This window comes from Glutamicibacter soli (assembly GCF_003309065.1).
GTDB classification, from domain to species: domain Bacteria; phylum Actinomycetota; class Actinomycetes; order Actinomycetales; family Micrococcaceae; genus Glutamicibacter; species Glutamicibacter soli.
Genome location: NZ_POAF01000005.1, coordinates 77023 through 89938, shown reverse-complemented (window position 1 = coordinate 89938; position 12916 = coordinate 77023). Strand labels below are relative to the sequence as shown.

The window sequence follows — 12916 nt, the reverse complement described above, 5'->3', positions numbered from 1 at the left end:
ACCCTCACTTGGTCATGATGGGACATAACCTGCGGCGGTGCGTGGGGGACGGGAAAATCGCTTGCCCCGTGGGGCAGCGCTGCAGGCAATCCATCTGGATGTCATTCGATATCCGCGCGCCATTGAGCATCGAGTTTGAAAAATAGTCTACGTGCTTAAGCCCACAAGGGCGAGTTTGCGGACCATGGGAGATCCGCAAACACGCCCCGGGTTGCTGCGCCGCCTCAGGCGGTGCCGGCTAGAACTTCCTGAGCCATTTCTGCAGGATGATGCTGTCGTCCTGGGCCGGGATGAGCAGCCAGGCCACGATGTAGGCGCCGATGCCGAGCACCGGCAGCAGGAACGAGACCAGCATGATGATGCGCACGATGGTGACATCCCAGCCGAACTTGTCGGCCAGTCCGCCGGCTACGCCGCCGGCCATGCGGGCCGGGCCGCGGCGCAGCGGGATTGATCGGATCGAGTTGAAGAACTTGTCCATGTTCGGGCTCCTGGTTTTCGGGTTGGAAGACTAGTAGTTGGGGTTGGCAGGGGGTGGAAGCTCGTCATCGCGGTTGCCGCGCTTCATGGCTGAAGCGATGCCGGAAACGATCATCACGATACCTGCCAGGGCGATCAGCGAGATGAAGAACAGCGGGGTGTCCAGCGTCCAGTCGAAGATCGTGTTGCTCAGCGAGACCACGGCGACCACAACGAGAATGAGTCCGAAGACCAGGGTTCCGGTGGGGAACTTGGTCTCCCGGGTTGGTTTGGAATTCATGTGTCCATTCCTTAGAACTGCGGATTGGTGGCGTTGCCGGGGCCGGTGGATACCGTTGACTCGAAGCTGGAGAACACTCCGTCGATGTCCACGGTGAGGGTCGGTGCGTCGGCCGGCAGCTGGCGCAAGTCCTGGGGCAGCTGGCCCTCGAGGTCCGAGATGAAGACCCCGTCGCTCTTGATCTTGACCGGAACATTGTCAGGGAGTTTCAGTTCCAGCTTGGAGAAGACCGAGGAGACGTCAACGGTGGTATCCGAGGTGATGTCCTGCTTGTCGGTCAGGTCCAGGGTTGAGTTGCTGAAGACGGCGCTGTACGAATGGTCCGAACCATCGGTATGCACCATCGACTGGTGGCCCGACGCGAGGTTGCTTCCGCCGAAGATGACGGTCAGCACCAGCAGCGGAATGGCCAGCCCCAGCAGGCCCCCGCTGGTGCGCTTGGTGGCGGAGATGAGGATCAGGCTCAGACCCACCAGAAGCAGCCCGCAGGCCAGGGCGACGGACCAGCCGTTGCCGGGCAGCTCCACGACGTTCAGGTAGTCGATGCTGAGCACCGCGGCGATCACCAGGACAGTCAGGCCCACGATGGTGGTGGCGATCCAACCCGGTACCGGAGGGGCCAGCCGCGCCCGGCGGGCTTCCTTGGCCTGCTTCGACGGGTTGGGCCGCGGCGGGTAGGCCTGGTGCTCGAACGGGGTGGTGTAGTCCGCGTCCGGCCGCGAGGTGGAGGCCGAGCCCTCCTGCGGTCCGGAGGGACCCGGTTTCTCAGATTCCATGGTGTGCTCCTCAGAAGCCGAAGTGGATGTCTGCGTGAAGTCGAACTGATCGGCGCCGGCAGGTTCATGCCCCGGAACACTTGCCTGCGCGCTGAAAGACGTGTTTTCCGAACGCCAGGTTTTTTCAACCACGGTGCCGGTCAGGGTTTCCCCTGAGCCCTGGGCCGTGTGTTGCGTGGTCCCGGCAGGTGATGAATCCTCCGGGGCCGGGCGGTAGGTAGCGCCGGGCCGCGAGCCGTCGTATTTGGTGTTGCGGCGCTTGAAGATCAGGAAGACGATGGCCGCGACGATGGCGATGGGCCACAGGATCGGGGCCAGCGAGTCCAGGAACCAGGGAGCGGGGAAGATACCGAGCACCACGGTAATGAGCGCGCCGGTCATGCCGCTGGTCCATTCCTTGTTGATGGCGCGTTCCAGGTGGATCCGGTCCTCGGTGTCCGGCAACAGCGCCCAGGCGATGCCGTAGAGCACCAGTCCCACGCCGCCGAGGATGCTCAGGGCCACCAGCACGCCGCGCACCAGCACCACGTCGATGCCGAAGCGCTCGGCGATGCCCGCGGCGACGCCACCGATCCATTTGGATTCCTGGCGGACGATCTTCAGCTTGCGCATCTGGGCGAAGAATTTGTCTTCATGGCCCGGGCTCTGGTTCCTCATGCTTCAATTCTGGTGCAGAGGGAGCCGTACCCGCTATGAGGGGCTACCCTGATTTGTCCCTAGGGGTGCCCCCGGTTGTGCCCAGAACGCGGCGGAACCCGGCGATTCCATGCTTGACTTAGAAGCATGGCAACCCCTGAACAGCGAAAATTCATCGTGCGCAGCGAGAACCGGTTCATTGCCGGCGTCTGCGGGGGACTGGCCGAGCACCTGAACGTCCCGGTCAGCTATGTGCGCCTGGCATTCCTGGCGCTCAGCGCGCTGGGCGGCGTGGGCTTGCTGCTGTACGGGTGGCTCTGGGTCTTCACCCCCAGCGCGGACGAAACCCAGGCCGACGAGTTGCGTTCCTGGGGCGCCAAGAACCGCACCCTGGCCGAGGAGATGGCCCGTGTGCAACAGGGCCTGTTCAGCGGCCGGGAGAACGCGGTGTCGCTGAGCCGCTGGCGGGACGCGCTGATCGGTGCGGGCCTGCTCGCGCTGGCGGTCCTCGCCCTGGGCCAATGGGCAGGCTGGAACTTCCGCTGGGACCTGATCTGGCCGGTGATCGGCATCCTCGGCGGCATCCTGCTGGCCTGGATGCAGATCGACCGCAGCGCGGTGCAGCCGGACCGCAAGATCAACGCCACCCTGGTCATCCGGCTGGCCCTGGGCCTGGTGCTGGTGGTCGGCGGGCTGCTGGCCATCCTCAGCGGCACCGTGGCGGTGGCTGACCTGCTGGGCGGGTTCTGGGCGGCCCTGGCGATCATCGCCGGCGCCGTGGTGGTGCTGCTGCCCTGGGGCGCGAAGCTTTGGCGCGACTACCTGGCCGAGCGCAGCAACCGGCAGGCCACCGCGCAGCGCGCGGAATTCGCCGCGCACCTGCACGACTCGGTGCTGCAGACCCTCGCGGTGATCCAGAAGCGCAGCGAGGAGCCGGCCGCGGTGCGGACCCTGGCCAGGGTGCAGGAGCGCGAGCTGCGCCAGTGGCTCTACGGGGAACAGCACCTGGACGCCGAAGACGTGGTGGTCGAGATCCAGAACGAGGCGGAGAGCATCGAGCAGCTGATGCTGCGCGACATCGACGTGGTGGCCGTGGGCAACGGCCAGGGGTTCGCCGGGCAGCAGGCGCTGGTGGCCGCCAGCCGGGAAGCCATGATGAACGCCGCGAAGCACGCCGAGGGCAAGATCTCGGTATATGTCGAATGCTCGCCGGCGCAGGTCGAGGTGTTCATCCGCGACCGCGGCGCCGGGTTCGACCTCGGCTCGATCCCCGAGGACCGGCACGGGGTGCGCGAATCCATCCTCGGGCGCATGGAACGCGCCGGCGGGGCCGCGCGCATCCGCAGCGGCCAGGACGGCACCGAAGTACAGTTGAGCATGCCGCGTGGCACTGAGCAGGAAGAACAGAGGGCATCATGAGTGAAACCACCGAACAGACCTACCGGGTGGTGCTGGTTGACGACCACGCCATCTTCCGTTCCGGGCTGCGCGCGGATCTTGCCGCGGACCTGCAGATCGTGGGCGAAGCCGGCAGCGTGGAGCAGGCCATCGAGGTGATCGAGCGCGAGCGCCCGGACGTGGTGCTGCTGGATGTCCACCTGCCTGGCGGCCGGGGCGGCGGGGGCGCGGAGGTGCTTGCCTCCTGCGCGCACCTTTTCTCCCAGACCAAGTTCCTGGCGCTGAGCGTTTCGGACTCGGCGCAGGACGTGGTGCTGGTAATCCGCTCCGGTGCGCGCGGGTACGTCACCAAAAGCGTTTCGGGCCAGGAGATCTCGGATGCGGTACGCCGGGTGGCCGGGGGAGACGCGGTGTTCTCCCCGCGCCTTGCAGGCTTCGTGCTCGACGCCTTCGGCTCCTCGGTGGCGTCGGGGCAGATCGACGAGCAGCTGGACCTGCTCACGGACCGCGAGCTGCAGGTCATGCGGCTGATCGCCCGGGGCTACAGCTATAAGGAAGTGGCCAAGGAGCTGTTCATTTCGATCAAGACCGTCGAATCGCACGTCTCCAACGTGCTGCGCAAGCTGCAGCTGTCCAACCGCCATGAGCTGACCCGCTGGGCCGTGGAGCGCAAGATCCTCTAGATGCCGGAAACCAGACAAGCCGAGGCGCCACCCTTTCCAGGTTGGCGCCTCGGCTTGTGTGGTGTTGGAAACCTACTTGGCTTCGCCCAGCAGCTTGATCATGCGGTCGACACCTTCGGCCAGATCAGCGTCGCCCAGTGCATACGACATCCGGATGTAGCCCGACGGGCCGAATGCCTCGCCCGGAACCACGGCGACCTCGGCCTGCTCCAGGATGAAGGCGGCCAGCTCGGCGCTGGTGTTGTTCACGACGCCGCGGATCTCGCGGCCCAGCAGGCCGCGGACATCCGAGTAGGCGTAGAAGGCGCCGTCCGGGGTCGGGCAGTGCAGGCCGTCGATGGTGTTCAGGCCCTCGACGATGGCCAAGCGGCGGCGGTTAAAGGCGGTCTTCATCTCGTTCACGGCATCCAGCGGACCTGCCACGGCGGCCAGCGCGGCGCGCTGCGACACGTTGGCGACATTCGAGGTCGCGTGCGACTGCAGGTTGGTGGCGGCCTTGATGACGTCGTTCGGGCCGATCATCCATCCCACGCGCCACCCGGTCATCGCATAGGTCTTGGCTACGCCATTGAGCACGACCACGCGGTCTTCGAGCTCCGGCACCAGGGTGGCGATGGAGCTGAACTGCGCATCGCCGTAGGTCAGGTGCTCGTAGATCTCATCGGTGACAACCCACAGGCCGTGCTCCGCGGCCCACAGGCCGATCTCCCGGACCTGCTCCGGGGTGTAGACGGCGCCGGTCGGGTTGGACGGGGAAACGAAGAGCAGGATCTTGGTGCGCTCGGTGCGCACGGATTCCAGCTGCTCCACGGTGACCTTGTAGCCCTGCTCCGGGCCGGCAAAGATCTCCACCGGCTTGCCGCCGGCCAGCTGGATGGCTTCAGGGTAGGTGGTCCAGTACGGAGCCGGGACGATGACCTCGTCTTCGGGATCCAGCAGCGCGGCGAAGGTGTTGTACACGGCCTGCTTGCCGCCGTTGGTGATCAGGACCTGGGAAGGGGCGACCTCGTAGCCAGAATCTCGCAGGGTCTTCGCTGCTACGGCTTCACGTAGCTCGGGAAGTCCGCCGGCAGGAGAGTAGCGGTGGTTCTTCGGATCGCGGGCTGCCTGCACGGCTGCCTCGACGATGTAATCCGGGGTTGGGAAGTCAGGCTCACCAGCGCCGAATCCGATGACCGGGCGTCCTGCGGCCTTCAGGGCCTTGGCCTTGGCGTCAACGGCGAGGGTTGCGGATTCGGAAATTGCGCCGATGCGGCGAGAGATTCTAGACATGGAAGATTTCGTCCTGAAGTCAACGATGGTTGGTGATGCTTCTAGTCTAGATCCCGCGGGCGCGCTTCCCGCGCCGAACTGGAAAAATGACCTCTCACGACCAGTCCAGTGGTGACGAAAATGCGTTATGCGCCACACTGCATCTGTCCAGTTCGACATTTTGGATTTCGTTGCGTAAAGTTATTTCTCGTTGCAAAGACATCGCAACGGACAAGGCATAACGCTGAATCCGACAAGATTATGCAACGGAGCATTCAGCTCTAAAGGGTAGTGGCGCAATTGGTAGCGCAGCGGTCTCCAAAACCGCAGGTTGCAGGTTCGAGTCCTGTCTGCCCTGCGCAGTAGCGATCTATCGCTCAGCGAGAATCTCACGTCACGGTGTGTTGTGGTCAGAACGGCTGCGGCACACCGTGATTGTTTCAACTGGCCAAAAAATTGAAACGAGGAACAACGTGACAGAGGCTGTAGTGAACTCGGGCAAAGGCAAGCAGAAAAAGGGCATCTTCGCCCGCATCATGCTGTTCTTCCGCCAGGTAATCGGCGAACTGAAAAAAGTCGTCACACCAACGCGCAGCGAACTCGTGAACTACTTCTTCGTTGTTCTTGGCTTCGTCGTGGTGGTCATCGCGATCGTCACAGCGTTAGACTTCGTCTTCGGGCAGGGATCGATCCTCCTGTTCACCCGGCAAGTAGAACAGTAATTTGATTGCCTCGGCGGTATAATCGCTCCGAGGCAATTTTAGTGTCATCCAGTCAAAGAAAGCAGGATCCGCAGTGTCCGACAAGGAACTCGAACCGCAGATTAATGACGAGGTCGAAAACGAGTTCGTTGAAGCCACCGGCGATCAGGTGGAGGCAGCTGAAGAAGCTGCAATCGACGAAACCGAAGAGGCAACCGCAGCGGTTGACGAATCCTTCGAGGCCCTCGTTGCGGACGTGGATGCCGATGACGCAGACGCCGAGGAAGAAGCTCCAGCAGAAGAGGACGCTGCCGACAAGGTAGCCAAGCTCAAGGAAGAATTCCGCACGAAGCTGCGCCGTCTTCCGGGCGACTGGTTCGTAATCCACACCTACGCAGGTTACGAAAACCGCGTGAAGGTCAACCTCGAAACCCGTATCCAGACCCAGGACATGGAAGATTTCATCTACGAAATCCAGGTTCCGATGGAAGAGGTCGTCGAGGTCAAGAACACCCAGCGCAAGATCGTGCGCCGTGTGCGCATTCCGGGCTACGTCCTGGTGCGCATGGAACTGACCGACGCTTCGTGGGGTGTTGTTCGACACACCCCAGGCGTCACCGGCTTCGTGGGCAACGCCCACGATCCGAACCCGCTGAACCTCGATGAAGTGTTCTCCATGCTGGAGCACACCGTGGTCGACCCGGCCGAGCAGCCAAACGCCGCGAAGCCAGGCCGCGCCCCGATTACCGAGGTCACCGTGGACTTCGAGGTCGGCGAATCGGTCATCGTCAACGATGGTCCGTTCGAGACCATGCCGGCTACGATCTCCGAGATCAAGCTGGAAGCCGCTCAGCTGGTTGTGCTCGTTTCGATCTTCGAACGCGAGACCCCGGTGACCCTGAACTTCAACCAGGTCACCAAGATCCAGTAGTATTAAGTCTTCGTGCCCCGCTTCGAGTGCTTTCGATGCGAGGGCGCGTTCGGCTGTCGCGCCACGATAGCCACAACCCGCACCACGCTCCTGTGCTGCGGGAACTGCAAGAGTAGAAGGACCCGACATGGCCCCAAAGAAAAAGGTCACCGGACTCATCAAGCTGCAGATCCAGGCAGGTGCTGCTAACCCAGCTCCTCCAATCGGTCCTGCACTTGGCCAGCACGGCGTCAACATCATGGAATTCTGCAAGGCTTACAACGCTGCCACCGAGTCGCAGCGCGGTAACGTGATTCCAGTTGAAATCACCGTGTACGAAGACCGTTCGTTCACTTTCATCACTAAGACCCCACCTGCAGCTGAGCTGATCAAGAAGGCTGCCGGCATCGCCAAGGGCTCGGGTGTTCCGCACACCAACAAGGTTGCAAACCTGACCCAGGCACAGGTTGAGGAAATCGCCACCTCCAAGATGGCTGACCTCAACGCAAACGATCTGGCTGCAGCAGCCAAGATCATCGCCGGCACCGCTCGCTCCATGGGCGTGACCGTAGAAGGCTAATAACGCCTTCGGTCATTCGCCCCATGGGTGAAGGACACTCAAGAATTCAAGAAATGGCGATAAGTTCACCCGGACTTTTCGCCCGTGGCAGGACCCAGCGCGGTCCACATGACCACGACTGCATAAGGAGATAACGCAGATGGCAAAGCGCAGCAAAGCATATGTAGCCGCCGCGGCTAAGATCGAGGCTGACAAGTTCTACGCTCCAGCCGAGGCAATCGCCCTGGCCAAGGAGATCGCTGGCGACAAGACCCACTCGACCGTTGAGGTTGCATTCCGCCTGGGTGTCGACCCACGCAAGGCCGACCAGATGGTTCGCGGTACCGTGAACCTGCCACACGGCACCGGCAAGACCGCCCGCGTGGTTGTTTTCGCCAACGGTGACAAGGCTGAGGCAGCCCGCGAAGCCGGCGCCGACTTCGTTGGCTCGGACGACCTGATCGAAAAGATCCAGGGCGGCTGGACCGACTTCGACGCAGCGGTTGCTACCCCGGACCTGATGGGCAAGGTTGGCCGCCTGGGTAAGATCCTCGGCCCACGTAACCTGATGCCAAACCCTAAGACCGGCACCGTGACCATGGATGTGGCCAAGGCTGTTACCGACATCAAGGGCGGCAAGATCGACTTCCGCGTCGACAAGCACTCGAACCTGCACTTCATCATTGGCAAGGCTTCGTTCGATGCCAAGCAGCTGACCGAGAACTACGCAGCTGCACTGGATGAGGTTCTGCGTCTGAAGCCTTCGGCTTCGAAGGGCCGCTACATCTCGAAGGCCACCATCGCTACCACCTTCGGTCCAGGCATCCCTGTTGACTCGAACGTAACCCGCGTTGAGGCCTAAGCTTTAGAGCTTATTTAAGCCCGCGGGCTCCATCACTGATCGTGATGGTGCCCGCGGGCTTTTGCATTCCCCGAGGGCATCCGCTGTTGTGCAAGCAACCTCCCAAGGTCGATAACAGGGCTGCCCCGGCGCCGTGGGTCCAGGGGAGCGGGAGAAGCCAGGCGTCGGGCCGGCCAGGAAATGGGCGGCCAAATCAAGTGCACCCTCACCCAGATGCGCCCGCAACAGGGCACGGACCTGGGATGAATCTCCGAGTGGGTGCATCCAGAAGTGGACTTTCGTGATGAGCCTCCCGGGCAGTGCGATACGCGGGGAATCGAGAGGAACGCGGACGCTGGAAACCCTCCTCAAAGCGCTAAAATCGGCCACGCTCGCATAAACATGCAAATGCGTTCAATTTTTTTCATCATGCGTTTAACCCCGTAATTTCGCGGATCTTGGAGTGTCAACCCCCGAAAACATGGGAAATTCATTGGAATTTGCCAGCTTACGGTTCTGTGTCATGGGCAAGAAATGCTACCATTGAAGCACTGATTTATTCAGCGGTGTCTGCATGGGACCCCCAAGACTATGCAGGCGCTGGGTGGGTAAGTTTCCCCAAAGCTTACTCATCGACAAGGAGCCTGTATCTAGCGTCCCCCAAGTGCTAGATGCAGGCCTTGTCTTTTTAAGCAGCGGTTCAAGTGGGCGGTATCACGCCTCGACGATACCGCTGAATTTGGAAGAGGGCGTGATGCGTGCCTACAATAGAAATACCGAAGACCGTCGGTTGAGCATTTATGCTCCTAAAGGTCCGCAAGGACGACCAACGCAGGTTTCATAGATTTGATTTGACTTGAATGAGTTGAACTGCCCTGTGCTCCTGCGCGGGGCCTTTTTTATGGCCTCGCCGGTTATGAAACGGTACCGAACAAATCCCCGGAAGGAGTGTTATGGCAACCCCGAGCAAGACTGCAGCGATTGAAGAGATCACTGCTGACTTCAAAGATTCGTCTGCGGCTGTCTTGACCGAATACCGTGGGCTTACCGTTGCACAGCTCAAGGATCTGCGCCGCTCGCTTGGTCAGGAGACCAAGTACGCCGTTGTGAAGAATACCTTGACCGCTATCGCAGCGAAGGAAGCCGGCATCGAAGCATTCGATGACCAGCTTTCCGGTCCGACCGCTATCGCCTTCATTAAGGGCGATGCAGTTGCTGCCGCAAAGAGCCTCACGGAGTTCGCCAAGGCCAACGACAAGCTGGTTATCAAGACCGGTTGGTTCGAAGGCAAGGCACTTGATACGGCCGGCATCGCAGCCTTGGCTGCGCTGGAATCGCGCGAGACTCAGCTGGCACGTGTTGCTGCCGTGCTGCAGGCTCCAGCTTCCGCTGCTGCCCGCGTCGTCGACGCCCTGCGTGCAAAGCTCGAAGAGAACGGTGGCGCTGCCGCCGAGGAAGCCCCGGCAGAAGCCTAAGCTTTCGAGATTCTCTCGCAACGTAACCCATATTCATAGGCCGCAAGGCCAAAACCGAAAGGACGCCGACCATGGCGAAGCTCACCAACGAAGAGCTGCTTTCCGCATTCAAGGAAATGACCATCATCGAGCTTTCCGAGTTCGTTAAGGAATTCGAAGAGACCTTCGACGTTACCGCTGCTGCTGTTGCAGTTGCAGGCCCGGCTGCCGGTGGCGAAGCCGCTGCTGAAGAGCAGACCGAATTCGACGTAGTCCTGGAGTCGGCTGGCGACAAGAAGATCGCAGTCATCAAGGAAGTTCGCGCAATCACCTCCCTGGGTCTGAAGGAAGCTAAGGAGCTCGTTGACGGCGCTCCTAAGGCTCTGCTCGAGGGTGTTGCCAAGGACGCTGCTGAGAAGGCTAAGGAAGCCCTCGAAGCTGCCGGTGCAACCGTTACCGTTAAGTAAGTTACGCGGTCACTCGCAACTTATTACCAAGGGTCCACAGATTTCGATCTGTGGGCCCTTGGCCGTTAACTGAATGATTTCTTAGAAATAGATTTATAACGTTTCTATTAACAGCGTTTTTATAGGTTCAGTGTTTAAAGTTGGAGGCGTGCCAAACAGCGATACCATTCAGCCGCGTCAACCGGCCCCGCGCTTGGGATTACTGGACGGTCTACGTATCACCGCAGCCGTGGTCGTAGTCCTCTACCACTACACCGCATGGGGCCACAATTTCTGGGGTCAACATGCCCACGATACTTGGCCGGTGCTCTCGACGGTCACCCGGTACGGCCAGATCGGCGTACAGCTGTTTTTCCTGATCTCCGGCTTCGTGATCCTGATGTCGATGCAGGGCAAATCGGTCATCCAATTCATCGGTTCGCGCGTGGGCAGGCTCTATCCCGCTTATTGGGTTGCCGTGCTCGCGGCAGCGCTGCTGTCTTTCGTCTTCTGGCCATCGATCGCCGACGGACGCACTCCGGCGGACATCTTGCCGAACCTGACCATGATGCAAACGGCGTTCGAGGTGCGGCATCTGGACGGCGTGTATTGGACGCTCTGGGTCGAACTGCGCTTCTACATCCTGCTTGGCATCATGCTCTTGTGCGGCCTGGTGAAGAACAAGTCGATCATGCTGCTCTCGGTGCTCTGGCCTGCGCTGGGCCTCTATCTGCACTTCACCAGCTACGTGAAACTCCAGGACTGGATCGCCGGCCCCTACGCCGCGCTCTTCGCCGCAGGCATGGTGCTCTACCTGATCTACCGCGATGGCCACAGCCTGCTGCGCTGGTTCGTCGTGGCATTCAATACCGTGATCGCGGCCTACTTCACCGGCTTGAAGGGCAGCGAAGACGCGCTGCAACTGTCGAACATGCACGTTCCCGCGTGGCACTTCCAGGCGCTGATCGTGCTCTGCGTTGGCCTGCTGGCGCTGTGCACGCTAACACCGCTGAAACATATCCGAGCCAAATGGCTTGCCGTTGCCGGTTCCCTGACCTTCCCGCTCTACCTGTTCCACCAACTGTGGGGATGGTGGATCATCGAGCAGCTGCATGGCCAAGTGAACAAGTACGTCCTGCTGACCGGCACCGTTGCGGTGCTGATGCTGTGGTCCTATGCTGTTGTGCGATTCATCGAGAAGCCGCTGGGCCTGCGCCTGCGCAATGCAACGATCGCCGGCCTGACCAAGGCCAAGACCGCCACGCAGAAAATATTCGCGAAGCCTCCAGTGGCTATTCCGGAGTCGAAATATCAGCAATCGTGGCCTCAAAGCCGCTGACCAGATCCTGGGGATCCACCAGCAGGCCGTGCATCGGATCCCCGCTGCCCATGGCCACGCGCTCGGGAACCGGATCGGCGAAGACGCTCGCATCGATGATCACCGGCAGTGCCGTGTGGGAGCCGAAGGGCGTAATGGTGCCGCGCACGAAATGAGTGACGGCCAACGCGGTCTCGGCATCGGGCAGCGAAAGCTTGTTGACCCGGAGCACCGCGCGGATCTTCGCCCAATCCAGTTTGCGGCCGCCCGGGATCAGGGCGAAGACGAATGAATCGTCCGATCGCTTGAGCACCAAGGTCTTGAGCAGATGCCCAGGTACCACACCCAGAAGTTCGGCGGCTTCCTCAAGGGACGTCGCCGCTGCCCGGGGAACGATGTCGATCGGCACTTCGCGGCGTGCTGCATCCAGCAGAACGCGGGTCATTGCTTCCGACGACTTCAGATCCGACATTGAAAACCCCTCATCACGTGACCGGCCCGGTCGCAGTGCAGGTGGGCAGCGCTGCGACCGCGGCATGCTTATAGCTGAGCCTAGTGCAGAAGATCCTGGCAGGCGGTGTTTGCCAACGCGACACTTGATGCCGCGCCGATTCCCGGATCGCGGGAGTACCCGTGGGATACGGCCACGGTGGGGGATAGGCAATGCAGCGGTGCGGGTGCTGAGCGGGCGCCTTCGGGCAGAAGCAATTTCCGTCAATCGCAGAAACTGCGCTCATTTGGAATCCGGAGCGCAAGATCGACGGCCCCGTGAAACTCCTGTGACTAATCGCACGTAGGTGCGGCACTCGAATTTTTCGGCCACCAGGTGTGAACTAGCTCATGCCCTCGCGGTGTAAATCGCAGGGAAAAAATGCCGGGATCATCTGGGAAAAGTTCCTGCCCGGGGGAGCAGGGCGACGCTGCCAGCGCGGGAAATCCGGGGTCCCGGGACACTGGAGCGAGGGGTTGCGAGAGCAGAACCAAAAACTATAGCACGGATTTTGGCCGGAGGTGTCGACAAGTGCAAATTCCTCCGGTAAGGTTGAAATTTGCGCCTTACTGTTTGCGCGCGCGGCCTTCATATAGCGGTGGGTCTCGTGGACGAAAAAGAGGGCTTGTCCTATGACAGGCACCTTAGCACGGTAAGCGTTCGGAAACCTGACGGTCTTTGGAAGGATCCATC

The 12916-nt window shown here is 61.2% G+C and carries 14 protein-coding genes and 1 tRNA gene; 10 read left to right on the top strand and 5 right to left on the bottom strand.

Going from position 1 to position 12916, the window contains the following annotated elements:
• Nucleotides 1–238: 238 nt before the first annotated feature.
• Genes C1H84_RS11180 through C1H84_RS11170 form a run of 3 tightly spaced genes read right to left on the bottom strand, consistent with a single transcriptional unit; the run spans nucleotide 239 to nucleotide 2193 of the window.
• Nucleotides 239–481, bottom strand: a complete 243-nt coding sequence (locus C1H84_RS11180) for a PspC domain-containing protein (protein WP_047119699.1) — start codon at nucleotides 479–481, stop codon at nucleotides 239–241.
• A gap of 30 nt (nucleotides 482–511) precedes the next feature.
• Nucleotides 512–760, bottom strand: a complete 249-nt coding sequence (locus C1H84_RS11175; protein ID WP_047119698.1) for a hypothetical protein — start codon at nucleotides 758–760, stop codon at nucleotides 512–514.
• Nucleotides 761–771: 11 nt separating this feature from the next.
• Nucleotides 772–2193: a PspC domain-containing protein gene (locus C1H84_RS11170; protein WP_113607443.1), complete on the bottom strand. Its 1422-nt coding sequence runs from the start codon at nucleotides 2191–2193 to the stop codon at nucleotides 772–774.
• Between the two features lie 126 nt (nucleotides 2194–2319).
• Between C1H84_RS11170 and C1H84_RS11165 the strand changes: the two genes are divergently transcribed.
• A complete protein-coding gene (locus tag C1H84_RS11165; RefSeq protein ID WP_113607442.1) occupies nucleotides 2320–3591 on the top strand; it encodes an ATP-binding protein in 1272 nt (423 codons plus the stop codon).
• On the top strand, nucleotides 3588–4253 hold the full coding sequence (locus C1H84_RS11160; RefSeq protein WP_113607441.1) for a LuxR C-terminal-related transcriptional regulator: 666 nt from the start codon (nucleotides 3588–3590) through the stop codon (nucleotides 4251–4253). The genes C1H84_RS11165 and C1H84_RS11160 overlap by 4 nt, the downstream gene beginning before the upstream one ends.
• A 72-nt stretch (nucleotides 4254–4325) precedes the next feature.
• On the opposite strand, the gene C1H84_RS11155 is transcribed toward C1H84_RS11160, so the two are convergent.
• A complete protein-coding gene (locus C1H84_RS11155) occupies nucleotides 4326–5525 on the bottom strand; it encodes a pyridoxal phosphate-dependent aminotransferase (RefSeq protein ID WP_047119694.1) in 1200 nt (399 codons plus the stop codon).
• 264 nt (nucleotides 5526–5789) lie between these two features.
• On the opposite strand from C1H84_RS11155, the gene C1H84_RS11150 reads away from it, so the two are divergent.
• From C1H84_RS11150 to C1H84_RS11115, 8 genes are all read left to right on the top strand, one after another.
• Nucleotides 5790–5862: transfer RNA gene (locus C1H84_RS11150), tRNA-Trp, on the top strand.
• A gap of 115 nt (nucleotides 5863–5977) precedes the next feature.
• Complete coding sequence (gene secE / locus C1H84_RS11145) at nucleotides 5978–6226, top strand: preprotein translocase subunit SecE (RefSeq protein ID WP_047119693.1); 249 nt, start codon at nucleotides 5978–5980, stop codon at nucleotides 6224–6226.
• A gap of 73 nt (nucleotides 6227–6299) precedes the next feature.
• Entirely contained in the window at nucleotides 6300–7136 is an 837-nt protein-coding gene (nusG, locus tag C1H84_RS11140) for a transcription termination/antitermination protein NusG (RefSeq protein WP_053798534.1), read from the top strand.
• A gap of 127 nt (nucleotides 7137–7263) precedes the next feature.
• Complete coding sequence (gene rplK / locus C1H84_RS11135) at nucleotides 7264–7695, top strand: 50S ribosomal protein L11 (RefSeq protein WP_047119691.1); 432 nt, start codon at nucleotides 7264–7266, stop codon at nucleotides 7693–7695.
• A gap of 139 nt (nucleotides 7696–7834) precedes the next feature.
• Nucleotides 7835–8536: a 50S ribosomal protein L1 gene (gene rplA / locus C1H84_RS11130; protein ID WP_047119690.1), complete on the top strand. Its 702-nt coding sequence runs from the start codon at nucleotides 7835–7837 to the stop codon at nucleotides 8534–8536.
• A gap of 932 nt (nucleotides 8537–9468) precedes the next feature.
• On the top strand, nucleotides 9469–9990 hold the full coding sequence (gene rplJ, locus C1H84_RS11125; protein WP_047119689.1) for a 50S ribosomal protein L10: 522 nt from the start codon (nucleotides 9469–9471) through the stop codon (nucleotides 9988–9990).
• Nucleotides 9991–10061: 71 nt separating this feature from the next.
• Nucleotides 10062–10436, top strand: a complete 375-nt coding sequence (gene rplL, locus C1H84_RS11120) for a 50S ribosomal protein L7/L12 (RefSeq protein WP_047119688.1) — start codon at nucleotides 10062–10064, stop codon at nucleotides 10434–10436.
• Nucleotides 10437–10584: 148 nt separating this feature from the next.
• Nucleotides 10585–11754: an acyltransferase family protein gene (locus C1H84_RS11115; protein ID WP_113607440.1), complete on the top strand. Its 1170-nt coding sequence runs from the start codon at nucleotides 10585–10587 to the stop codon at nucleotides 11752–11754.
• Here C1H84_RS11115 and C1H84_RS11110 read toward each other — a convergent pair.
• The gene (locus C1H84_RS11110; protein ID WP_113607439.1) at nucleotides 11708–12205 is read right to left on the bottom strand and encodes an aminoacyl-tRNA deacylase; all 498 of its coding nucleotides are present in this window, start codon (nucleotides 12203–12205) and stop codon (nucleotides 11708–11710) included. The genes C1H84_RS11115 and C1H84_RS11110 overlap by 47 nt on opposite strands.
• Nucleotides 12206–12916 lie beyond the last annotated feature (711 nt).